Genomic DNA, 23434 nt, shown 5'->3' with positions numbered 1-23434 from the left:
GCTTGTGGCCGGCTTCTCGGGGACTGGCTTGGTTCATTTTTGGTAAACCGCGCCAGCCTTCAAAACGTACACCCGGATCTTGCGTCCGGCTGTGGGACTTGGCGAGAAAATCATCTGCCTTGTCAGTGCGATCAGAGCCGCGGGGCGGGGTGATGCGCAAATGTGGGGCGCAGCATACTGATTTTTTTGGGGAATTCCCAGCTTGATGTGCGGGGTAGAGCTATCGGTGGCTCGGGTGTGGGTACCTGTCCGGGTTTTCAGGTGCATGGGCCACCGCTTTCGCGAGCAGGCTCGCTCCCACAGGTACTGCGCAATCCTGTGGGCGCGGCGCGGTGTTAGAGGAACGGCACCGGCGGCCGTCGTTTGTTCAGCGTCGAGCACCAGAACACCCACCCCAACACCCGAATGTTCTGCTCTTCAATCTGCGCAGGTCTGAACACTTCATCCGGATATTCCGCGCTGTTGTGGCTGCGCAACCGCAACCCATTCCCCGGCATCCGGTGCAGGTATTTGATCCGTAGCATGCCGTCATGCTCGATTGCATAAATCTCCCCATCAACAATCTGGGTCAAGCCGCGATCGATGGCGATGGTTGAGCCGTCTGCAATTTTCTCGGCCATGCTGTTGCCGACCATGTAGGCGCAGATGGCGTCTTTGTGGTTGATTTCCAGGGAGTCGAGGTGGCCGCGGGGCAGGCGGATGGGGTGGCTGATGTCTTCGATGACGTGGGTTTTGCTGGAGCCTGGGGCGATGGGTGTTTCTTTGTAGAAGGGCAGTTCGACGTCGTTGGGTTCGATGACGGTATAGACGCCGCGGATGGCCTGGGTGTTGTAGGTGTTGCCGGTTTCGTCTAACAGGCACAGGTCTTTCGGGCCTTCGGCGGCTTTCAGCCAGGTGCTGTTGACCGAGAGTTTTCGGGCGACTTCTTCCATGCAGTGAGCGGGCACGCCACGGGTGTACCAGTTGTGGATGTTTTGCGGCGACGTATCCAGGAATTCGGCAAATCCTGTTGTCGTAATGTTCGCTGCTTTGAGCAGCGCTTTGAACCGTGGACCGCTAGTGTTCTTTTTCATGAACGCGAGTTTACGGGCGCGGGGCAGGGCTTTGAATAAACGAACCGTTCAAATTGCGCGGGAATTTTAAGACCGGATGTAAGACGTCTTACGCCAGTTTTAAACAAGAAAAAACCGAGCGCCCAGATTGTTAAACGTGTCGTTTAAAACTCGATCCGCGCCCACAAAAAACCCCGGATCAACCGGGGTTCTTTTTGAAGCTTGAAGCTCAACGCTGGCGTTAGCCTTTGTAAGCAGCAACCGACTTCATGATCTCGGTGCGAGCGGCTTCGGAGTCGCCCCAACCTTCGATCTTCACCCATTTGCCTTTTTCGAGGTCTTTGTAGTTCGCGAAGAAGTGCTCGATCTGCTGGATCAGCAGTTGTGGCAGGTCGCTGCATTCCTTCACGTCGACGTACAGCTGGGACAGCTTGTCGTGTGGGACTGCGATGACTTTGGCATCGCCGCCGCCGTCGTCGGTCATGTGCAGGATGCCGATTGGACGGGCGCGGATAACCGAACCTGGAGCAACCGGGTAAGGGGTCACGACCAGCACGTCGAGGGGATCACCGTCGTCAGCCAGGGTGTTCGGGATGAAACCGTAGTTGGCCGGGTAGAACATCGGGGTGGCCATGAAACGGTCAACGAACAGGCAATCGCTGTCTTTGTCGATTTCGTACTTGATCGGCGCGTGGTTGGCCGGGATCTCGATCGCGACGTAGATGTCGTTCGGCAGGTCTTTGCCAGCCGGAATCTTGCTGTAGCTCATTGGGCGGTGCCCCCGTTAGTTGACCAAAAACACTTGGCCGGATTGACCAAAAAGTGGCGGCGATTATAGGCATATTCTGCCGCCGATGCCATGCGCCTTGGGTCGTGTAGACCTTAGTCGTGTCCCTGATAGACAGGGCTGGACGCCTGAAGTTGCCGCAGCCGGGACAATGGATCTTGCCGATAAAACAGCTTTAGCTGCTCGTAGACCTGTGGATAAGCCTCGTGCAGCAAATCCGGAGCGCTGAAGAAGTATTCGCTGGTGACGGCGAAGAATTCGGCCGGGTTCTCGGCGGCGTAGGGGTCGATGGCGGTTTCGGCGTCCGGGTTGCGGTCCAGATGGCGGTTGAGGTCATCGTAGGCTTGTTGCATGACTTTGGCCCAGTCGCTGACGCGCATATCGGGATGCAGCGGCGGCAGGCCGTTGGCGTCGCCGTTGAGCATGTCGAGTTTGTGCGCGAGTTCGTGGATCACCAGGTTGTAGCCTTCCCAACCGCCGCTGGCCATGACGCCGGGCCAGGCGAGGATGATCGGGCCTTGCTGCCAGGCTTCGCCGCTGTGTTCGCCGTCCCATTCGTGTTCGACGCCGCTGGCATCGCGATGGCGCTGGGGGCTGAGGAAGTCGTCGGGGTAGAGGACGATTTCGTGGAAGCCCTGATACCAGTTCAACTCGCCGAGGTTCAGCAGCGGCAATTGCGCCTGGGCGGCGAGCAACAGGCGTTGTTCCTGGTGCAGTTCGACGCCGGGCAGGGCGGTCAGGTGTTTGTCTTCCAGGAACAACACGCTGGCTTCACGCAGCCACTGGTCCTCGGCGGCGCTGATGCCGTCCAGGAAGCTCAAGTGATGGCGCACCCGCTGCCACATGTCATCGGCAATCGGGTGCCTGGCCAGGATGCGCCGGCGACGCCAGGCGCTCAGGGACCACATGGGCGCTCAGCGGGTTTCGGCTTTGGAGCTCGAACCGCCGAAGCGGCTGCGCACGACGCCGATGATCATCGGGATCAGCGACAGCAGGATGATGCCCACCACCAGCAACGACAGGTTTTTCTTGATGAACGGTACGTTACCGAAGAAGTAACCGAGGGTCACCAGGCCGCCGACCCACAGGATCGTGCCGAGCACACTAAAGAAGAAGAAGCGCGGGTAAGGCATCCGGGCGATGCCGGCGACGAACGGTGCAAAGGTACGAATGATCGGCAGAAAGCGCGCCATGGTCACGGTTTTGCCGCCGTGCTTGTCGTAGAAATCATGGGTTTGTTGCAGGTAGTCGCGGCGGAAGATTTTCGAGTTCGGGTTGCTGAAGAGCTTCTCGCCCGTCGTTCGTCCGATCACGTAGTTGGTGCTGTCACCGAGGATCGCCGCCAGCATCAGCAGACCGCCCAGCAGCACCGGGTCCATACCGCCACCGGCCGCCACTGCGCCGGCGATGAAAAGCAGGGAGTCGCCCGGCAGGAAAGGCATCACTACCAGGCCGGTTTCGCAGAAGATCACCAGAAACAGGATGGCGTAGATCCATGGCCCGTAGTTGTTTACCAGCATGTCGAGGTACACATCGAGATGCAGGACAAGGTCGATCGGGTTGAAATCCATGGGGGGCACCTGTGGTGACGGTCCGACTCAGCAGACCTGTGCGTATGACTTCATGTAAGCCTACAAGCGGATGTAGTTTTTCTTACAAGCCGGGGGAGCTCGGGATTATACGGTGGGAAAAGTGAAAAGCGCGTCGAGATTGTAGCGGGGGATGTCGCGGATAATCAGAGTCCGACAAGTTGTATACAAATCCCTGTGGCGAGGGAGCTTGCTCCCGCTGGAGGGAGAAGCACTCCCAAAGCCTGCATTTACAGTGTGTCAGGAGAATCTTGTTGGCCGGGTTACGACTGCTGCGCAGCCGAGCGGGAGCAAGCTCCCGCGCCACAAAAGCTCGCCCGCCGCGAAATTGTTATAACTCGTCGCTAATCGGCAACACGTAGTTCTTGAATTCGGTGTCTTCCTTGAACCCGATCGACTCGTAAGTCTTCTGCGCCACTTCGTTGTTGCTGCTGGTGGACACACGCATGCGCACGGCATTGGTTTCCTTGGCCATTTTCTTCGCGGTGCGGATCAAGTTGTCGGCGACCAGTTGGCGGCGGGCATCTTCGGCGACGTAGATGTCGTTGAGGATCCACACGCGTTTGAGCGACAGCGACGAAAAGCTCGGGTACAGCTGACAGAAACCCATCAGTTTGTTGTTGTCGTCATCGGCCAGGGCCAGGTAGATCACCGATTCCTTGCGACGCAGGCGTTTTTCGAGGAAAGCCCGGGACGAGTCCGGATACGGCAGTGAGCCATAAAACTCGCGATATTTGACGAACAACGGGGTCAGCAGGTCCAGGTGTTCGAGGGTCGCTTGAATAATCCGCATGGTAGGTCTCGCTTCAAGTGGCTGTCATACGTGCGTGACGGCGATGGGAAACCCCTGGCGGCCGTGCATCGATCCTGCCTGAAACCGAGTCGGAAACGCAATGCGGAAACGGTTCAGGCATCCGGCGGACTGAGTAGGAAATTTCCTTTCATGTCCGCTCCAGTTTCCGACTCCAATGTCTGAACCTGGGCTTCGTCCTTCAGATTGACCCCCGACAACTGCCGCCGACAGGCTTCGCGCATCAGGTACAGCAAGCGGTGCGCTGCCATGCCGTAGCTGAGACCTTCGAGTCGGACGTTGGAGATGCAGTTGCGATAGGCATCCGTGAGACCAATCTTGGGATTGTAGGTGAAATATAAACCCAGACTATCAGGGGAGCTGAGACCCGGGCGTTCACCAATCAGGATCACCACCATTTTCGTGCCCAACAGCTCGCCGATCTCGTCGGCCACGGCCACGCGACCCTGTTCGACCAATATCACCGGGGCCAAAGACCAACCATCCGCCGCCGACTGTTCCTCCATGCGAGTCAAAAACGGCAGGGTATGCCGATGTACGGCCAATGCTGACAAGCCATCGGCGACCACGATCACCAAATCCACCCCACCGGGATGCGCCGAGGCGTAATCACGCAGGATCTGCGCCGACTCATCGCTCAACTTGCGACCCAGATCCGGGCGCTGCAAATAGCTGTTGCGGTCCGTGGCGGCGCTATGCAGCAGCAAACTCTCGCGCCCGCGTTCGGCCAATTGCGCGCTGAGCCCGGCATGATCGAACGGCAAATGCACCGCGTCCCGAGCCTGGGCGTGGGCGTACTGGAAATCCAGTTGCGCGCTGGTGGGCATGCTGGTGCCGGTGCGGCCCAGAGCAATCCGCGCCGGGGTCAGGCGCCGCAGTTCCAGCCACGGGTTCTGTGGATCAACGGGTGGTTTATCCATATCAACACTCATCCCAGTTGCGCCAAGGCCTGGCGGAAGGCCGGCGGCAGGTTGTTACCAAAGTGAATCTTGCCGTCCGCCTGGGTGAAAATCCCCATCTTCGCCAGCCACTGCTCGAACTCCGGCGCCGGCTTCAAACCCAGGGTTTGCCGAGCGTAGAGGGCGTCGTGGAACGAGGTGGTCTGGTAGTTGAGCATGATGTCGTCGGAGCCGGGGATGCCCATGATGAAGTTGATCCCGGCCACACTCAACAGGGTCAGCAGGGTGTCCATGTCGTCCTGGTCGGCTTCGGCGTGGTTGGTGTAGCAGATGTCGCAACCCATCGGCACGCCCAGCAACTTGCCGCAGAAGTGGTCTTCGAGGCCGGCGCGGATGATCTGTTTGCCGTTGTAGAGGTATTCCGGGCCGATAAATCCTACGACGGTGTTCACCAGGAACGGTTTGAAATGTCGCGCTACGGCGTAGGCCCGTGTCTCGCAGGTCTGTTGATCGATGCCGTGGTGGGCGTTGGCCGACAGGGCGCTGCCCTGGCCGGTTTCGAAATACATCAGGTTCTGGCCGAGGGTGCCGCGATTCAGGCTCAAACCGGCGTCGTAGCCTTCCTGCAACACGTTCAGGTTGATGCCGAAACTGGCGTTGGCCGCTTCGGTGCCGGCGATCGACTGGAACACCAGGTCCAGCGGAACCCCGCGATTGACCGCTTCGATAGACGTTGTGACGTGGGTTAAAACGCAAGCTTGTGTAGGAATTTCGTAGCGCTGGATGATCGCATCGAGCATTTCCAGCATGGCGCAGATCGAGGCGATGCTGTCGGTGGCCGGGTTGATGCCGATCATCGCGTCGCCGTTGCCGTACAGCAGGCCGTCGAGAATACTCGCGGCGATGCCGGCCGGTTCGTCGGTGGGGTGGTTGGGTTGCAGGCGGGTGGATAGGCGGCCGCGCAAGCCCATGGTGCCGCGAAATTGCGTGACCACGCGGATCTTCTGCGCCACCAGCACCAAATCCTGCACGCGCATGATCTTCGACACGGCGGCAGCCATTTCCGGGGTCAGGCCGGGGGCGAGGGCGCGCAGGCTCTGTTCGTCGGCGGCGTCGCTGAGCAGCCAGTCGCGAAAACCCCCGACGGTGAGGTGGCTGACCACCGCGAAGGCTTGTTTGTCGTGCGTGTCGATGATCAGTCGGGTGACTTCATCGGCTTCGTAGGGAATCAGTACTTCCTGTAGGAAGTGAGTCAACGGGATGTCGGCCAACGCCATTTGCGCAGCCACGCGCTCGCCATCGTTGAGCGCGGCGACACCGGCCAGGAAATCCCCGGAACGCGCCGGGCTGGCCTTGGCCATGACTTCCTTGAGACTCTCGAAGCGGTAGGTCTGGGCGCCGACGGAATGGGCAAATGCGGCCATGGGACGGGGTCCTCCTGATGCTGTAAATCACTCAAAAACACCGCGAACGCCCCTGTAGGAGCTGGTAGGAGCTGTCGAGTGCAACGAGGCTGCGATCTTTTGACCTTGTCTTTAAAAGATCGCAGCCTCGTTGCACTCGTCAGCTCCTACAGGCTTCTACAAGTTCCTACAGCAGCGGTGTGCACTTCAATATGGCAGGCGCCGAGTATTGAGCCCGGCGCCGGTGCAACTCAGATACCTGTGAGCATAGCGTCCGCCGGTGCCGCGAGGCGTTGCTTGGCGGTCAGTTGGAAATACAGGTAACCGGCAGCCATGAACCCCAGGAACACCAGGCCGATCAACGTGTTGAACCACGCCATTGCCACCAGGCACACCACCGCCAGGAACAGCGCGATCCCCGGCACGATCGGATAACCCGGCGCGCGGAAGGTGCGTTCCAGATTTGGCTCGGTTTTGCGCAATTTGAACAGGCTCAGCATGCTGATGATGTACATCACGATGGCGCCGAACACCGACATAGTGATCATCGCCGCCGTCAGGGTCATGCCTTGCAGATTGACCAAGCCATCGCTGTAGATCGCCGCGATGCCGATCACGCCGCCGGCCAGGATTGCCCGGTGCGGAGTCTGGAAGCGCGAGAGTTTGGCCAGGCCTTTAGGCAGGTATCCGGCGCGGGCCAGGGCGAAGAACTGCCGCGAATAGCCAAGAATAATCCCGTGAAAACTCGCCACCAGACCAAACAGGCCGATCCAGACCAGCATGTGCATCCAGCTCGAATTGTTGCCGACCACGGCTTTCATTGCCTGGGGCAGAGGGTCGTTGATGTTCGACAGTTGACGCCAGTCGCCGACGCCGCCGGCCATCACCATCACGCCGATTGCCAGGAACACCAAGGTCAGAATGCCGCTGACGTAAGCTTTGGGAATCGTGCGTTTCGGGTCCTTTGCTTCCTCGGCCGCCATGGCTGCGCCTTCAATCGCCAGGAAGAACCAGATCGCAAACGGGATCGCCGCAAAGATCCCCGGGATTGAGGCCATGGTGAATTCGTTGGAACCCGACCAGCCGTTGAGCACGAAGTTACTGAAGCTGAAGCCCGGCGCCACCACGCCCATGAACACCAGCAATTCGGCGACCGCGAGCACGGTGACCACCAGTTCAAAAGTCGCGGCGATGCTGACGCCGAGGATGTTCAGGGTCATGAACACAAAGTACGCGCCGACCGCCGCGATCTTCGGGTCCAGTTCCGGGTATTGCACGTTGAGATAGGCGCCGATGGCCATGGCAATCGCCGGCGGCGCAAAGACGAATTCGATCAGGGTGGCGATGCCGGCGATCAATCCGCCTTTCTCGCCAAACGCCCGTCGGCTGTAGGCAAACGGTCCGCCCGCGTGGGGAATCGCGGTGGTCAGTTCGGTGAAACTGAAGATGAAGCAGGTGTACATCGTCGCCACCATCAATGCGGTGACGAGGAAACCCAGCGTGCCCGCGGTGCCCCAGCCGTAACTCCAGCCGAAGTACTCGCCGGAAATCACCAGGCCGACGGCAATGCCCCATAAGTGCAGGGTGCCGAGTGTGGGTTTGAGCTGTGTCGTAGAAGTCATAAGTCCTCTCTGTTTTTTATTGTTTGATCGGTTGGACTTTCGGGTGTGGCGGTTACAGCGGGCACGCAAAGCCCGTGCCAGAGGGGCAGGGCGATGATTTTCGGTGTGTGTGAGGGCGCCTTCGCTGGCAAGCCATGCTCCTACAGGTATTGCATGATCTGTAGGAGCGAGGCTTGCCCGCGAAAGCCGTTACGCGGTCACGCGTCGAGTTAGAAGAAGCCCAACGGATTGATGTCGTAGCTCACCAGCAGGTTTTTGGTCTGCTGATAGTGATCGAGCATCATTTTGTGGGTTTCACGCCCGACGCCGGACTTTTTGTAACCACCGAATGCGGCGTGCGCCGGGTACAGGTGGTAGCAGTTGGTCCACACACGACCGGCCTTGATGGCGCGGCCCATGCGGTAGGCGCGGTTGATGTCGCGGGTCCAGAGGCCGGCGCCCAGGCCGAACTCGGTGTCGTTGGCGATGGCCAGGGCTTCGGCTTCGTCCTTGAACGTGGTGATGCTCACCACCGGGCCAAAGATTTCTTCCTGGAACACACGCATTTTGTTGGTGCCCTTGAGCAAGGTCGGCTGGATGTAATACCCGGTCGCCAGGTTGCCCTCGAGTTTTTCCACCTTGCCGCCGGTCAGCAACTCGGCGCCTTCGCCCTTGGCGATTTCCAGGTACGAAAGGATTTTGTCGAATTGCTGCTCGGACGCCTGGGCGCCGACCATGGTGTCGGTGTCCAGCGGGTCGCCACGTTTGATCGACAGAACTTTCTTCATCACGACTTTCATGAAGTCGTCGTAGATCGATTCCTGTACCAGCGCGCGGGATGGGCAAGTGCAGACTTCACCCTGGTTGAAGAACGCCAGCACCAGGCCTTCGGCGGCTTTTTCGATGAACGTTTCTTCGGCTTGCATGATGTCGGCGAAGAAGATGTTCGGCGACTTGCCACCCAGCTCCACGGTGGACGGAATAATGTTTTCGGCGGCGGCATGCATGATGTGCGAGCCGACCGGGGTCGAGCCAGTGAAAGCGATCTTGGCGATGCGCTTGCTGGTAGCCAGGGCTTCGCCAGCTTCTTTGCCGAACCCTTGCACCACGTTGAGCACGCCGGGCGGCAGCAGGTCGCCGATCAGTTCCATCAGCACGGTGATGCCCAGCGGGGTTTGCTCGGCAGGCTTGAGCACCACGCAGTTACCGGCGGCCAGGGCCGGGGCGAGTTTCCACGCGGCCATCAGGATCGGGAAGTTCCACGGGATGATCTGACCGACCACGCCCAGCGGTTCATGGATGTGATAAGCCACGGTGTTGCCGTCGATCTCGGCGGCACTGCCTTCCTGGGCGCGGATGCAACCGGCGAAGTAGCGGAAGTGGTCTGCGGCCAGCGGGATGTCGGCGTTGAGGGTTTCACGCACGGCTTTGCCGTTGTCCCAGGATTCGGTGATGGCCAGGAGTTCCAGGTTCTGCTCGATGCGGTCGGCGATTTTCAGCAGCACCAGCGAGCGCGCCTGGGCGGACGTGGCGCCCCAGGCATCGGCAGCGGCGTGGGCAGCGTCCAGGGCTTTGTCGATGTCTTCGGCCGTGGAGCGCGGGAATTCGGCAATCGGTTGGCCATTCACTGGCGAGGTATTGGTGAAGTACTGACCTTTGACAGGCGCGACGAACTCGCCGCCGATGTAGTTACCGTATTTGCTCTTGAACGAAACGATAGCGCCTTCAGTACCGGGGTGAGCGTAACGCATGGTGATTTCTCCTTGGCTTTTGTGCTTATAAGGGAGAGCGCATGTGCGCCTGCTATAAGCGTAGAGCAAAGGTTGGGCCACTGCCTTGCAGGGCAGGCAAATCAAGGCCTTGCGCGATTTTTGTCGGACAAGCGGAGATTGTCTGTGACGGTTTCGGTACAGCCTGGGTGACAGTTTGTACCGCTTGTGGCACAGGTTGTGACCGGGTGGTCTTGCCAGCATTGCAAAGCGCGCTGGCGTGGAGGATGCTCCGTGTTCATATGACTACGTCATTGGGCTGCACACCTTTGATGGCTGCCGCATAACCCCTGTAGGAGCTATCGAGTGAAACGAGGCTGCGATCTTTTGATCTTGTTTCTCAAAAAGCAAAATCAAAAGATCGCAGCCTCGTTTCACTCGACAGCTCCTACGTGGGAAGTGTTAGCGGCTCGGGGAGAATAATAAGAAATGCACGACAACCATTTGAGTCGCCATGCCCAGCAAGTCCTGACCGTTACCCAGGGCAAATCGCACCTACACGGTCCTGGCAGCGATCCGTCGATTGCCCGCTCCTGGCTGCGTTGTCTTGAGGATTACCACCTCGACCCGGCCCTGACCATGGCGCCAACGGTGCTGGAACATGGCCGCGTACTCGAAAGCCGCGAGCGCCTGCAACAAGTGCTGCACATCGCTGGCAATGAAATGACCAGCCTGCACCAGCAACTCTCCGGCGCCGGTCACGCGGTGCTGCTGACCGATGCCCGTGGGGTGATCCTCAATTGCGTCACTGCCCCCGCCGAACGCAAGATTTTCGAGCGCGCCGGGCTCTGGCTAGGCGCCGACTGGAGTGAAGCCTGCGAAGGCACCAACGGCATCGGCACCTGCCTGGTAGAGCGCCAGGCCCTGACCATTCACCAGGACGAACACTTTCGCGGCCGTCACACGGGCCTGACCTGCTCGGCGAGCCCGGTGTTCGACCCGCACGGCGAACTGCTGGCGGTGCTTGACGTGTCTTCGGCGCGGCATGAAGTCTCGCGGCAGAGCCAGTTCCACACCATGGCCCTGGTCAATCTGTCGGCGAAGATGATCGAGAGCTGTTATTTCCTGCGCTACTTCGACAATCAATGGCTGCTGCGTTTTCACCTTCAGGCGGAATCCGTCGGGCTGTTCAGCGAAGGGCTGCTGGCGTTCGATGGCGAAGGCCGGATCAGTGCGGTCAACCAGAGTGCGTTGAACCTGCTGGGGCACATTCGCGGCGGCTTGTTGGGTAAACCGGTGGAAGCGTTTTTCGATTGCACGCTGGATGAATTGCTGGGGCGTGCGAGCGTGAATGCCAGCGCCAGTTGGCCACTGCGCACCCGTGACGGGCGCAGTCTGTTTGCCCTGTTGCGCGGCCAGCCGCGCAGCATTCCGGTGCCGGTGGTGCAAAGTCCGGTGATTGCCGAGCGTCCGCGCCTGTCCGGTATTTGCCTGGGCGATGCGGCGTTGCAGGAAGATTTCCGCAAGGCCCTGCGTGTGTTCGAACGGGACGTGCCGCTGTTGATCAATGGCGAAACCGGGTCCGGCAAAGAGGCCTTCGCCAAAGCCGTGCACCAGGGCAGTCAACGGGCGGAAAAGTCCTTCGTCGCCCTCAACTGTGCGGCCATCCCGGAAAGCCTGATCGAAAGCGAACTGTTCGGCTATCGCGGCGGCAGTTTTACCGGTGCGCGCAAGGAAGGCATGCGCGGCAAGCTGCAACAGGCGGATGGCGGCACGTTGTTTCTCGACGAGATCGGCGACATGCCCCTGGCGTTGCAGACCCGATTGCTGCGGGTGCTGGAAGACCGCCAAGTGGTGCCGATTGGCGGCGAACCGGAGTCGGTGAACGTCCGGATTATCAGCGCCACCCACCGGAATTTGCTGGATCGGGTGCAGGACGGCAGCTTCCGCGAGGATTTGTATTATCGGCTCAATGGGCTGGAAGTCGCGTTGCCTGCGCTGCGTGATCGCACCGATAAATCCCAGTTGCTCGATTTCCTGCTGGCCGAAGAAGCGGGCGGGGAGACGGTGTTGATTGATCAACCGGCGCGACAGGCCTTGCTCGGTTTTGCCTGGCCGGGGAATGTGCGGCAGTTACGCAATGTGCTGCGTACCTTGGCGGCGTTGTGTGATGGCGGGCGGGTTGGGCTGGAAGATTTGCCGGCAATGATTCGTCAGGCGCGGCCGGTGGTTGCGGCGGCGGTGGAAGAGCCTTCCGAATTCCCGCTCGATGATGCCGAGCGCTTGGCGTTGCTGAATGCGCTGGAGCAGCAGCGCTGGCATATGACGCATACCGCTGAGCAGCTAGGTGTCAGCCGTAACACCCTTTATCGCAAGCTACGTAAACACGGCATCGCCCGTTCCGCGTAACCGATCGTTCCCACGCAGAGCGTGGGAACGATCATGTGCAAGAACCTGTAGGAGCGAGGCTTGCCCGCGAAGAACGATAACGCGGTGTATCAGACAGACCGCGTCGTGGCCTTCGCGGGCAAGCCTCGCTCCTACGGGTTGTGTGATCGACCCGAAACAAAGGTGCGATTTTCCCCACCCTACGCTAACCTGCGGCCATGTTTTACGAGGTCGACTATGCACATTCATATTCTTGGTATCTGCGGCACTTTCATGGGTTCGATGGCGGTTCTGGCCAAAGAGCTGGGCCATCACGTGACGGGCTCCGATGCCAACGTCTATCCGCCGATGAGCACGCAGCTTGAGGCTCAGGGCATTCAGTTGACCCAGGGTTACGACCCGGCGCAGCTCGATCCGGCCCCGGATCTGGTGGTGATCGGCAATGCCATGTCCCGTGGCAACCCGGCCGTCGAATACGTCCTGAACAAAGGCCTGCCTTACGTTTCTGGCCCGCAATGGCTGGCGGATCACGTGTTGCGGGGTCGCTGGGTGCTGGCCGTCGCCGGCACTCATGGCAAGACCACCACCAGCAGCATGCTCGCCTGGGTGCTGGAACACGCAGGCATGAGCCCGGGTTTCCTGATCGGCGGCGTGCCGCAGAATTTCTCGGTGTCCGCTCGCCTGGGTGGCACACCGTTCTTCGTGATCGAAGCCGACGAATACGACAGCGCGTTCTTCGACAAGCGCTCCAAGTTCGTCCACTACGGCCCGCGCACGGCGATCCTGAACAATCTTGAGTTCGATCACGCCGACATCTTCCCCGATCTTCCAGCGATCGAGCGGCAATTCCACCATTTGGTGCGCACGATTCCGAGCGAAGGCCTGGTGATCCATCCGACCACCGAAGCTGCCTTGCAGCGCGTCATCGATATGGGCTGCTGGACCCCGGTGCAAACCACCGGTGCCGGCGGTCAGTGGCAGGTCAAGCTGTTGAGCGAAGACGGTTCGAAGTTTGAAGTGCTGTTCGAAGGCGTCGCCCAAGGCGTGGTCGAGTGGGACATGACCGGTCAGCACAACGTCGCCAACGCCTTGGCGACCCTGGCGGCCGCGCGTCATGTCGGCGTCGTACCGTCGCTGGGCATTGCCGCGTTGAGCGCGTTTAAAAGCGTGAAGCGCCGGATGGAGAAAGTCGCGGAAGTCCGTGGCATCACCATCTATGACGACTTCGCCCACCACCCGACTGCCATCGCCACCACCCTCGATGGCTTGCGCAAGAAGATTGGCGACGCGCCGTTGATCGCGATCATCGAGCCGCGCTCCAACTCCATGAAGCTCGGCGCGCACCGTGACGGTTTGCCGGAAAGCGTGGTGGATGCCGATCAGGTGATCTGGTACGCGCCAGCCAACCTCGGCTGGGATCTGGCCGGCACGGCGGCGCTGTGCACCGTGCCGTCGATTGTCAGCGACTCCCTCGAAGGCATCATCGAACGCGTGAAAAGCCAGGCCCAGCCCGGCACTCACGTGGTGATCATGAGCAACGGCGGCTTCGGCGGCCTGCACGGCAAACTCGCCGAGGCGCTGCAATGAACAACGGCCCGGAACGCATCACGCTGGCCATGACCGGCGCTTCCGGCGCCCAGTACGGCTTGCGCCTGCTGGACTGCCTGATTCGCGAAGACCGTGAGGTGCACTTCCTGATCTCCAAGGCTGCGCAATTGGTGATGGCCACCGAGACTGACGTAACGCTGCCGCCGAAACCGCAAACCATGCAGGCCTTCCTCACCGAATACACCGGGGCGGCTGCCGGGCAAATCAAGGTGTATGGCAAGGAAGACTGGATGTCGCCGGTGGCTTCGGGCTCCGGCGCGCCGGCGGCGATGGTGGTGGTGCCGTGTTCCACCGGGACCTTGTCGGCCATCGCGACCGGGGCCTGCAACAACCTGATCGAACGCGCCGCCGATGTCACCTTGAAGGAGCGCCGCCAGTTGATTCTGGTGCCGCGCGAGGCGCCGTATTCGAGCATTCATCTGGAGCACATGCTCAAGTTGTCGAACATGGGCGTGACGATCCTGCCGGCCTCGCCGGGTTTCTATCACCAGCCACAGACCATCGACGACTTGATCGATTTCGTCGTCGCACGGATCCTCAATCTGCTGAATATCCCGCAGGACATGCTGCCGCGTTGGGGCGAGCACCATTTGAGCAGCGATGAATAAACTGCTGATGGTCCTGCTGGTGCTGCAACTGGCCGGCTGCGCCACGGCGCGCACCCTCGATGCTGCCAAACCGGGGGCGCCAGTGGTGTATTCGGGGACGCGCCTGGATTTGTATGCGATGAATGGTGGTTGCTGTGCCATGGATCGTTTTGGTGCTGAAGCGCCGAGCTATCCCGGCGTTGACCTGCCGGCCAGCGCGTTGCTCGACACGTTATTGTTGCCGTTGTCGGTGCTGACGGTGATTGGTGTGAGTTTTCAGGCGACGGGCGGGCTTTAAAAATCAAAAGATCGCAGCCTTCGGCAGCTCCTACAGGGTGAGCACATAGCCCATGTAGGAGCTGCCGAAGGCTGCGATCTTTTGATCTTACTTGCCTAACTTACGCAACTCATCCGACTCAACCACCCGCACGCCATCCTGCTCTTCCAGCGCCAGTCGCCACATTGCCCGCGCCAGTTGGCAGGCTTCGATGCCGTGGTATTTGCCCGGGATCAAGCGCGACAACGGCCCAGCGAACTGCTCGGCCATGCGCGGTTCGAGACGTTCGCCAAGCAACAACGAAGGTCGGCAAATGGTCAGTTGCGGCCAATTCTGCGCGCGCAATGCGTATTCCATCTCGCCTTTGACCCGGTTGTAGAAAACCGTGGATCTGCGATCTGCCCCCAGGGCACTGATCACGATCAAGTGCCGCGCGCCCATTTCCCGGGCACGTTTGGCGAACGCCACTACCATGTCCAGGTCCACCGCGCGAAACGCCTGCTCGGAGCCAGCCTGTTTGATCGTGGTGCCGAGGCAGCAGTAGGCGATGTCGACGCGACCGTTCAACTGCGGCAGGAACACGGCGGGGTCGCCGACGGGGTTTTCCAGATGGGGATGCTCGGCCAGTGGCCGGCGTGAAGGTGCCAATACCCGCGTAATCGTTGGCTCATTGAGCAGGCGATCAAGCAAATGTTCGCCGGTTAATCCGGTAGCTCCGGCAAGCAATACATGCTGAGGCGTCAAGTACATAGTGTTTCCCCCTTGATACTGTTCAGCTTAGTTGCTCTTGGCGTCCTTGCTGCTGATAGCAGCACTTTGTAATGCTTTTCGGGCTTGCTGCTTGCGCAACAGCTGCCAGTGGGAGAGCACGGTTTTTGGCGCCCAGATCTGCGGTTCAGAGGCTTCGAAGTTATCCGCCAGCTCGCGCTCGGCCACGGTGGCCTTGGCCAGTTTGAAGGCCTGCTCCAAATCGTCGGTCTGGTTCAGCGCCTGGGCGAACAAGGCGTCGCCGAAGTAAGTGAAGTTGGCCTCTTCTGAGCAACCGAAGGACACCCGGTCCGCCCGCGAGGCGGTCATGATCAACGTGCGCTCGTCTTTCAATGCCGGGATGAAACCACCGGAATAGCAGGAAGAGATGACAATTATCTTGTCGCGATTTTTCAGCGGGGCGAGCACCGCTGCCAGTTCGTCGGCCGGCAGGTCAGCCAGTTCCATGCGTGGCTGATCGAGCACCAGTTCGTGTTCGCTGGTGCCGTGGCTGGTCAGGTAGATAAACAGCAAGTCTTCCGGGCCACTGCGTTCGGCCAGAGTCTGGGCGGCGCGGCGCAGGTTTTCCCGGGTGGCCATCGGACGGTCGGCGAGGTGGTCGCGGTGGTTGACCAGGCGGATCTGCCCGTAAGCGCCGAAACGGCTGGCGAGCATGTTGGCGACGTAGTCGGATTCGCGCAGGAACACGCTCTGCTTGCCGTCGCCGCCGAGGGTCAGGGTGTACAACTCGACCGCCGGGGTGGAGGCGGGCACATTGGCCAGCGCTTCGTCGAGCAAGCGGCCCTGGGCCAGCAGACCGGATTCCAGGGTGTCGGGCAGCAACTTGCCGTCGGCGTCGCGCACACGCTGGCCGTTGATCCAGGTGCCGCTCATCACGGTGCCATCGGTCAGCACCAGGGTGCCACGACCCGAGTAGCTGTCGCTGTCGAAGCCGCCGACGTAGAAACTGCCGTCGGCCAGGTTCAAGCGGCCCGGCCCGGTGAAGCGCCAGTCGCTGAACTGGCCGATGTAATGGCTGCCGTCGGCGCCGACCAATTCGCCCTTGCCGCTGAGCGCGCCTTCCTTGAACTGGCCGATCCACACATCGCCATCGGCGTTTTCGTAGCGGCCCTTGCCGTGGAGTTGGTTGTCCTTGAAACCGCCGACGTAGATATCACCGTCAGCGCTGTTGAACGTGCCGTTGCCTTCGAGTTGCCCGTCGACGAAATGCCCGCTGAACTGATTGCCGCTGGCATCGCCGCGCTGGCCTTCGCCGTTGGGTTTGCCGTGGGCGAACTGGCCTTGATAGGTGCTGCCGTCGTCGAGTTCGAGACGACCGAGCCCGGAATACTGATCGGACTTGAACTCACCACGGTAAGTCATGCCGTTTTCTTTGAGGGTGCCTTCGCCGTCGCGCCGGCCCAGCTTGAAGCCGCCGGTGTAACTGCTGCCATTGGTGGTTAGCGTGCCCTGGCCGTCGAACAGCCCTTGCTGGAACTGCCCGCGATAGACCTCGCCATTGCTGCCGTGCCATTCGCCCTGGCCATGCCACTGGCCTTTGTCGAACTCCCCGGCGTACCAGCTGCCGTTCGGGTAGTCGATGCGGCCCTGGCCCTGCAACAACCCGTTGACCAGATCCCCTCGATAGCGTCCGCCGTCCGGCAGGCGCGCGTCAGGGGACAACAGCGATTCACCATCGCCGCAAGCGGTGAGCATCAGGGTCAAAGCGAGGAGTGCAAGTGAGCGCATAGCGGGATCCGGGCAATTAGGCGACCGAGTATGCCGCAGCTATGCGTCGCATATATAGAGAAGGTCGCGAAACAGCGTGCGCTGCTTCGCATTCGGGATGGTTTACACGAAACAGAGGGACAGCGGTTCAGCGATGTACGCCGGTTTGTCCGAGCCTTCTATCTCAAGGGTGGCGGTGGCCTTGAGCAACCACTGGCCGGGTTTCTTCTCGGTGACTTCGGTCAGGTCGACCTTGAGCCGTACTTTCGAGTTGACCTTGACCGGCTGGATGAAGCGCACGCTGTCGAGGCCGTAATTGACCACCATCTTCAAGCCTTCCGGCAGGATCAGGATGTCTTCCATCAGTTTGGGGATCAGCGACAGCGACAGGAAACCGTGGGCGATGGTGCTGCCAAATGGCGTTTGCGCGGCTTTGACCGGGTCGACGTGAATGAACTGATAATCCCCGGTGGCTTCGGCGAACAGGTTGATGCGCTCCTGATCGATGGTGAGCCATTCGGAACGTCCAAGTTCCTTGCCGACATAATCTTTGAGCTCTGCAACGGGAACATAGGGCATTGAGACTCTCCTTGGGTTCATCGGTTTTATAGTTTTGAGGTGGGGGGATTTGACCTCCCGGATTACCACTTTAGATCAACATGGCAAATTGCTCCGGTCAACTGACCATGCTTTTGGCGAATGCCGGTGTATAGCGTCGGCATGCTTATAATGCCCGGCCCCTTTTTGGTGGGGAGCGCGCGCGGGAGATGCTGGATGTTGTTACGTGGCCTGACCTGGCTGGTGCTGTTCCAATTGCTGGGCACAGCCATCAACCACCTATTTTTGCCGGTGCTGCCGGGGCCGATTGTCGGCCTGCTGCTGTTACTGGTGTTTCTGATTTGTCGTGGCGAGGTCGGTGAACCACTGAACCTGGCCGCCAGCAGTTTGCTGCTCTACCTGCCGTTGCTGCTGGTGCCGCCGGCGGTGGGCGTGATGGTTTACGCCAAGGATATTGCGGCGGACTTCTGGGCGATCACCGGTGCGCTGGTGCTGTCGCTGCTGTTGTCCATGGCGTTCGCCGGGGTGTTGATGCAGCGTCTGGTCAAGCGCCATGCGCATCGTGGGGATCGCCCATGATCCTCGACTGGCAAGGCGCGCTGGATTCGGTGATCCACCATCCGCTGTTCGGCATTGGCATTACCCTCGGCGCCTATCAACTGGTGCTCGCGGCGTTCGAGAAAACCCGCTGGATCTTCCTGCAACCGGTGCTGGTGTCGATGGTGCTGGTAATTGGCGTGTTGGTGAGCTGCGGCCTGACCTACGCCGAGTACCGCAAGAGCACCGAGATCCTCAGTATCCTGCTGGGCCCCGCGACTGTTGCGTTGGCGGTGCCGCTGTACTTGAACCTGCGACGGATTCGACAGTTATTCTGGCCGATATTTACTACGCTGGTGATAGGCGGTGTGGTCGCCACGGGCATGGGCGTGTTGCTGGGCTGGTGGTTTGGTGCCGAGCACATGATCCTGATGACCATGGCGCCGAAATCCGTGACCTCGCCGATTGCGATGTTGGTGGCCGAACAGATTGGTGGCGTCGCGGCGCTGGCAGCGGTGTTCGTGTTGATTACCGGCGTGATTGGTGCGATTTTCGGCCCGAGCCTGTTGACGCGTCTTGGTGTCCACAGCCCCGAGGCACGCGGAATGGCGTTAGGGATGACCGCCCATGCGGTCGGCACCTCGGTGGCCTTGCAGGAAAGTGAAGAGTGCGGCGCCTTTGCGGCGCTGGCGATGAGTCTGATGGGCGTGGCGACGGCGGTGTTCCTGCCGTTGGCCGTGTCGATGGTGGTGTAAGGAAATGTCTATGAGCTTGCCGCTTTTCCCGCTGAATACGGTGCTGTTCCCCGGTTGCATCCTTGATTTGCAGATTTTCGAGGCGCGTTACCTGGACATGATCAGCCGCTGCATGAAACAAGGCAGCGGTTTCGGCGTGGTGTGCATCCTCGACGGCGAAGAAGTCGGCATCGCGCCGGCGGGTTATGCGCTGGTGGGCTGCGAAGCACTGATCACCGACTTCAAGCAGCAGGACAACGGCTTGCTGGGGATTCGGGTGCAGGGTGGGCGACGTTTCCACGTGTTGCGCTCCGAAGTGCAGCGCGATCACCTGACCCTCGCCGACGTCGAGTGGCTGGAAGACGAGCCGGAACAACCGTTGCAGGACGAGGACGCCGACCTGGTCGCCTTGCTCAAGGCGTTGGCCGAACACCCGATGGTCGAGGCGCTGAACATGGGCACCGAAGCAACCGGGCAACAATCATTGGCCAATCAACTGGCCTACCTGCTGCCATTTGCCGAGGTCGACAAGATCGACCTGCTGCAACTCGACGATCCTCAGCAACGGCTGGATGCGATTCAGGCATTGCTGGATGAGTTGCAGGGCGAACTGTTCGCCTGAGATCCCCCGTAGCAGCTGCCGAGCCCGCGAGGCTGCGTTCGGCTGCGCAGCAGTCGCCGTTCAGAGACACCGCATGCTCAGGATTTGCGAGGACTTCGTCCTCGAACGCAGCCTCGCGGGCTCGGCAGCTGCTACAGGGCCGCTGTAACTCCGGTCTTCAATACGCGTAGCGCAACATCATGTGCGGTAGATGCCGTAACGCGAAAAAGGCAAACAACGCCAGCAACGACGGCAGCACCAGCCACCAGACCTTCGGCGGCATGGCGTTGAGCGGGGTCTGGCGTTGGCTCAGCCACAGGCTCGCCGCGCAGACACCCGCCGCTAGCATCGCGCCGGCCAGCACGTCCGTTGGCCAATGGGCGCCCAAATAGACCCGCGACAACGCAATCGCCAGCGCCGGCAGGCAACCCAATAGCAGCCAGGTCAGACGCATGCGTGGCGGTTGTCCGCGCCCGGCGAGTACAGCGATGGCGAGGAACAGCGCGAAAGAACCCGAGGCGTGACCGCTGGGCATGCTGTAACTGGTCAGCGGGTCGCTCAACACTTCCGGGCGCAACCGGGCGAAAAAGTGTTTGGTCACGGTGTTGCCCAGCGCGGTGAACAGCAGCGCGCCGCCCGCGAAAATCGCCTGGCGCCATTGCCGGGTGAGTAACAGCAAGCCGGTCAGCAGGGCGCTGAACATCAGCATGTTGCGGAATTCGCCGATCAGCGTGAACGTCACGGCCACTTCATCGAGCATCGGGCTGCGGTGCTCCTGCACCAGGGTCATCACACCCTGGTCGAGAGCGGTCAGGTGCGGATAGCCGATAAACAGCCCGATCAGAATCACCAGGCCGAGGCCGGCAATATAGGCGGTGGCGTGACGATGACGACGCATGCTGCTGGTGACGCTCAAACCGATCATCAGCGCAATGCTGCCGGCGACAATCCCCGCTTCCGGCCAGAAGCCGTCCGGTAATGGCAGGCGAATCGCCGCCCCTGTGGCCCAGCCCGGTAGCAGGTAAGCGATGCTCCAACCGGCGGCGGCCAGCAAGCTGACGGCGGCGAAGCGCGGGAAGGGCATGTCGAACATCCCGGCGACCATTGGCAGCATCGGGCGCAACGGGCCGATGAAGCGTCCTACCAACAGGCTGGCGATGCCGTAGCGCTGGAAGTAGGACTCGGCCCCGGCAATCCATTCCGGGTGATGGCGCAAACCGGGCAGGCGCCGGATGTTCTGGTGGAAATGTCGCCCCAGGAAGTAGGAAACCACGTCACCCAGCAAGCCACCGAGAAACCCCAGCAACAGCGTCTCGCCCAGCGACAACGCGCCACTGCCGGCCAGCACCGCCACGGCAAACAGCAAAACGGTGCCCGGCACGATCAACCCGGCAATCGCCAGGCATTCCACGCACGCCACTATAAACACTGCGGCGGCCAGCCACTGTGGATTGACCGTCAACCAGCCAGTGATGCTATCGAGCCATGGGCCCATACCTGCAACTCCATTGAAATGTTATCGGTCCCTGGGGACACATCCAATCTGCAAAACACCACAAACCTATTGTGGGAGCGAGCCTGCTCGCGAAGGCATTGGTCCAATCGACATTGATGTCGGCTGACACTCCCTCATTCGCGAGCAGGCTCGCTCCCACAGGGATCAGTTGTGATTCAAGACAACAAAAAATAATCGCGACCTTCGACCTGCCCCCGGCGCAGCGGGTTCCGTGTGCAGTACGGCGCATATGCCGCATCCACAAAGCGATACATCAAGTGCTCGTCACGCCCATGGGGAATGCCCAGGCGAGTGGTTTGGATAATGTGGGCGGGCGCCGGGCCGACGTCTTGCACCAGCAGCACTTCATGATCAAAACGCTTGGCGTCCCAGACCGGCACCTTCAACCCCAGCGCTTTGCACAGCAGCGTCTGGCCGGCGCAGAGTTTTTGCGAGGGGCGAGGGCGGCCCTGGGCATCGGGATTGTTCAGCAGCATCTGCGCCAGGCTCGCCGGTCCGCTCAATTCATCGACCCACGGATAGGCGGACTTGATCAGCACCGCGTTGCCCGGCCCTTGGGCGCTGAAGTTCAGCGAATCACCGCCCCGGGCGTAATACATATAGATGTGTCCGCCATCCAGAAACAAAGCCTTACGCTTTTCTGTGTAGCCGAGGGACGCGTGGCTGCCTTTTTCTTCGCAGTAATAGGCTTCGGTCTCGATGATCCGGGCGCTGAGCCACAGGTCGCCGACCCGGTGACGGATGACTTTACCCAGTAACTCCCGGGCCAGAACTTGCGCGTCACGGTCGAAAAAAGCGTCCGGCAGCGCCGTGGGCAGGGCCGCAAGGGCGGCGCGAACAGTCAGGTTGGACATGATGAACGGCGTTTATCAGGGCTGAATGAGCGGTGATGATAACAATTTGCAGCTTAATCACGGCTGAACGTCGGCAAATTGCCCTCCATTTCGACCATCCGCCCGTCACCGCTGTTAGTCCTAGGACGCGACAGCTATAATCTGCCGCTTTCATCTTTGCCAAGACCCCATCAGACATGACTGAGTCCGTCCTCGACTACATGACCCGCCTGGGTCGCGCTGCCCGCCAGGCGTCGCGCATCATCGGCCGTGCCAGCACTGCGCAGAAAAACCGCGCCTTGCAGGCCGCGGCCAATGCGCTGGACGCTGCGCGCGGCGAGTTGACGGCTGCCAATGAGCTGGACCTGGCCGCTGGTCGGGCCAATGGTCTTGAGCCGGCTTTGCTGGAACGTCTTGCGCTGACCCCGGCGCGCATCGACGGCATGATCGTCGGCCTGCGTCAGGTCGCGGCCTTGCCGGACCCGGTCGGCGCGATCCGCGACATGAGCTTTCGCCCGTCAGGCATTCAGGTCGGCAAGATGCGCGTGCCGTTGGGCGTAATCGGGATCATCTACGAATCCCGCCCGAACGTGACCATCGATGCTGCCAGCCTGTGCCTGAAGTCGGGTAACGCAACCATCCTGCGTGGCGGTTCCGAAGCGATTCATTCCAACCGTGCCATTGCTGCCTGCATCCAGCGCGGCCTGGCCGAGGCCGATCTGCCGGCCGCCGTGGTGCAAGTGGTCGAAACCACCGACCGTGCCGCCGTCGGCGCGCTGATCACCATGCCTGAATACGTGGACGTCATCGTGCCCCGTGGCGGCCGTGGCCTGATCGAGCGAGTCAGCCGCGACGCCCGCGTGCCGGTGATCAAACACTTGGACGGCATCTGCCACGTCTACGTCAGCGAACACGCCGACCTGCCGAAAGCCCAGCGCATCGCCTTCAACGCCAAGACCTACCGTTATGGCATCTGCGGCGCGATGGAAACGTTGCTGGTGGATCAAAGCGTTGCCAAAGATTTCCTGCCGTCGATGGCGAGCCAGTTCCGCGAAAAAGGCGTTGAACTGCGCGGTTGCGAGCGCACCCGGGCGATTATCGAGGCCGTTGCGGCCACCGAAGACGACTGGAGCACCGAATACCTGGCGCCGATCCTGTCGATCCGCGTGGTCGACGGACTGGACCAGGCCATCGAGCACATCAACCAGTACGGCTCCCATCACACCGATTCGATCGTCAGTGAAAACCTGGCCGACACCCGGCGTTTCGTCGCGGAAGTCGACTCGTCATCGGTGATGATCAACACGCCGACCTGCTTCGCCGATGGCTTTGAATACGGATTGGGTGCCGAGATTGGCATTTCTACTGATAAGCTGCACGCCCGCGGCCCGGTGGGCCTCGAAGGTCTGACCTGCGAGAAGTACATCGTGGTCGGTGACGGCCAGTTGCGCGGACAGGAGTCGGTCTGA

Annotated in this window: 22 protein-coding genes; 8 read left to right on the top strand and 14 right to left on the bottom strand. The window is 60.7% G+C overall.

Features of this window, described 5'->3' with window-relative positions:
- Positions 1 to 335: 335 nt before the first annotated feature.
- The 9 genes from LOY68_RS28205 to LOY68_RS28165 all read right to left on the bottom strand — a co-directional run bounded on the left by LOY68_RS28205 (position 336) and on the right by LOY68_RS28165 (position 9893).
- A complete protein-coding gene (locus LOY68_RS28205; RefSeq protein ID WP_265041120.1) occupies positions 336 to 1073 on the bottom strand; it encodes a S24 family peptidase in 738 nt (245 codons plus the stop codon).
- A 220-nt stretch (positions 1074 to 1293) separates the two neighbouring features.
- Positions 1294 to 1821, bottom strand: coding sequence for an inorganic diphosphatase (gene ppa, locus LOY68_RS28200; RefSeq protein ID WP_054052377.1), 528 nt, complete (start codon positions 1819 to 1821; stop codon positions 1294 to 1296).
- A 113-nt stretch (positions 1822 to 1934) separates the two neighbouring features.
- Positions 1935 to 2747, bottom strand: a complete 813-nt coding sequence (locus LOY68_RS28195; protein ID WP_265041118.1) for a zinc-dependent peptidase — start codon at positions 2745 to 2747, stop codon at positions 1935 to 1937.
- 6 nt (positions 2748 to 2753) lie between these two features.
- Positions 2754 to 3410 (bottom strand): DedA family protein, encoded by a 657-nt coding sequence (locus tag LOY68_RS28190; protein WP_054052380.1) that lies wholly within the window; start codon positions 3408 to 3410, stop codon positions 2754 to 2756.
- A 349-nt stretch (positions 3411 to 3759) separates the two neighbouring features.
- On the bottom strand, positions 3760 to 4221 hold the full coding sequence (locus LOY68_RS28185) for a GNAT family N-acetyltransferase (RefSeq protein WP_054052383.1): 462 nt from the start codon (positions 4219 to 4221) through the stop codon (positions 3760 to 3762).
- Between the two features lie 113 nt (positions 4222 to 4334).
- Entirely contained in the window at positions 4335 to 5159 is an 825-nt protein-coding gene (gene eutC, locus LOY68_RS28180) for an ethanolamine ammonia-lyase subunit EutC (RefSeq protein ID WP_265041115.1), read from the bottom strand.
- Between the two features lie 8 nt (positions 5160 to 5167).
- Complete coding sequence (locus LOY68_RS28175) at positions 5168 to 6562, bottom strand: ethanolamine ammonia-lyase subunit EutB (RefSeq protein WP_265041114.1); 1395 nt, start codon at positions 6560 to 6562, stop codon at positions 5168 to 5170.
- A gap of 230 nt (positions 6563 to 6792) precedes the next feature.
- Positions 6793 to 8163, bottom strand: coding sequence for an ethanolamine permease (gene eat, locus LOY68_RS28170; RefSeq protein WP_054052387.1), 1371 nt, complete (start codon positions 8161 to 8163; stop codon positions 6793 to 6795).
- A 209-nt stretch (positions 8164 to 8372) separates the two neighbouring features.
- Entirely contained in the window at positions 8373 to 9893 is a 1521-nt protein-coding gene (locus tag LOY68_RS28165; protein WP_054052388.1) for an aldehyde dehydrogenase family protein, read from the bottom strand.
- Between the two features lie 447 nt (positions 9894 to 10340).
- Between LOY68_RS28165 and LOY68_RS28160 the strand changes: the two genes are divergently transcribed.
- The 4 genes from LOY68_RS28160 (at position 10341) to LOY68_RS28145 (ending at position 14732) form a co-directional block, all read left to right on the top strand.
- The gene (locus tag LOY68_RS28160; protein WP_265041111.1) at positions 10341 to 12260 is read left to right on the top strand and encodes a sigma-54-dependent Fis family transcriptional regulator; all 1920 of its coding nucleotides are present in this window, start codon (positions 10341 to 10343) and stop codon (positions 12258 to 12260) included.
- A gap of 216 nt (positions 12261 to 12476) precedes the next feature.
- Positions 12477 to 13826, top strand: a complete 1350-nt coding sequence (gene mpl, locus LOY68_RS28155; protein WP_265041109.1) for a UDP-N-acetylmuramate:L-alanyl-gamma-D-glutamyl-meso-diaminopimelate ligase — start codon at positions 12477 to 12479, stop codon at positions 13824 to 13826.
- Positions 13823 to 14455 (top strand): flavin prenyltransferase UbiX, encoded by a 633-nt coding sequence (gene ubiX / locus LOY68_RS28150; RefSeq protein WP_054052392.1) that lies wholly within the window; start codon positions 13823 to 13825, stop codon positions 14453 to 14455. Before mpl ends, ubiX begins: the two co-directional genes overlap by 4 nt.
- Positions 14448 to 14732 carry a YceK/YidQ family lipoprotein gene (locus LOY68_RS28145; RefSeq protein WP_265041107.1) on the top strand — a complete coding sequence of 95 codons (285 nt, stop codon included), beginning with the start codon at positions 14448 to 14450 and terminating at the stop codon, positions 14730 to 14732. The genes ubiX and LOY68_RS28145 overlap by 8 nt, the downstream gene beginning before the upstream one ends.
- 87 nt (positions 14733 to 14819) lie before the next feature.
- On the opposite strand, the gene LOY68_RS28140 is transcribed toward LOY68_RS28145, so the two are convergent.
- The 3 genes from LOY68_RS28140 to LOY68_RS28130 all read right to left on the bottom strand — a co-directional run bounded on the left by LOY68_RS28140 (position 14820) and on the right by LOY68_RS28130 (position 17765).
- Positions 14820 to 15461 carry an oxidoreductase gene (locus LOY68_RS28140; RefSeq protein ID WP_163911501.1) on the bottom strand — a complete coding sequence of 214 codons (642 nt, stop codon included), beginning with the start codon at positions 15459 to 15461 and terminating at the stop codon, positions 14820 to 14822.
- A 27-nt stretch (positions 15462 to 15488) separates the two neighbouring features.
- Complete coding sequence (locus LOY68_RS28135) at positions 15489 to 17207, bottom strand: C13 family peptidase (protein WP_163911504.1); 1719 nt, start codon at positions 17205 to 17207, stop codon at positions 15489 to 15491.
- A 102-nt stretch (positions 17208 to 17309) separates the two neighbouring features.
- Positions 17310 to 17765, bottom strand: a complete 456-nt coding sequence (locus LOY68_RS28130) for a MaoC family dehydratase (protein WP_008035756.1) — start codon at positions 17763 to 17765, stop codon at positions 17310 to 17312.
- Positions 17766 to 17960: 195 nt separating this feature from the next.
- Here LOY68_RS28130 and LOY68_RS28125 point away from each other — a divergent pair, with 195 nt between their 5' ends.
- From LOY68_RS28125 to LOY68_RS28115, 3 genes are read left to right on the top strand one after another with little or no spacing between them, the layout of a single operon-like run.
- Positions 17961 to 18323 carry a CidA/LrgA family protein gene (locus tag LOY68_RS28125; protein ID WP_265041104.1) on the top strand — a complete coding sequence of 121 codons (363 nt, stop codon included), beginning with the start codon at positions 17961 to 17963 and terminating at the stop codon, positions 18321 to 18323.
- A complete protein-coding gene (locus LOY68_RS28120; RefSeq protein ID WP_054052398.1) occupies positions 18320 to 19036 on the top strand; it encodes an LrgB family protein in 717 nt (238 codons plus the stop codon). Before LOY68_RS28125 ends, LOY68_RS28120 begins: the two co-directional genes overlap by 4 nt.
- A 10-nt stretch (positions 19037 to 19046) precedes the next feature.
- Positions 19047 to 19637: an LON peptidase substrate-binding domain-containing protein gene (locus LOY68_RS28115; protein ID WP_054052402.1), complete on the top strand. Its 591-nt coding sequence runs from the start codon at positions 19047 to 19049 to the stop codon at positions 19635 to 19637.
- 157 nt (positions 19638 to 19794) lie between these two features.
- Here the strand turns inward: LOY68_RS28115 and LOY68_RS28110 are convergent, their stop codons facing one another.
- Complete coding sequence (locus tag LOY68_RS28110) at positions 19795 to 21111, bottom strand: bifunctional DedA family/phosphatase PAP2 family protein (protein WP_163911510.1); 1317 nt, start codon at positions 21109 to 21111, stop codon at positions 19795 to 19797.
- Between the two features lie 176 nt (positions 21112 to 21287).
- Complete coding sequence (locus tag LOY68_RS28105) at positions 21288 to 21986, bottom strand: DNA-3-methyladenine glycosylase (RefSeq protein ID WP_054052406.1); 699 nt, start codon at positions 21984 to 21986, stop codon at positions 21288 to 21290.
- A gap of 176 nt (positions 21987 to 22162) precedes the next feature.
- Between LOY68_RS28105 and LOY68_RS28100 the strand changes: the two genes are divergently transcribed.
- Positions 22163 to 23434: a glutamate-5-semialdehyde dehydrogenase gene (locus tag LOY68_RS28100; RefSeq protein ID WP_163911515.1), complete on the top strand. Its 1272-nt coding sequence runs from the start codon at positions 22163 to 22165 to the stop codon at positions 23432 to 23434.

This window comes from Pseudomonas sp. B21-053 (assembly GCF_026016365.1).
GTDB lineage: Bacteria > Pseudomonadota > Gammaproteobacteria > Pseudomonadales > Pseudomonadaceae > Aquipseudomonas > Aquipseudomonas nunensis.
Note: the sequence above shows the minus strand (reverse complement) of the source record. Positions and strands in the feature narration are given on the sequence as shown.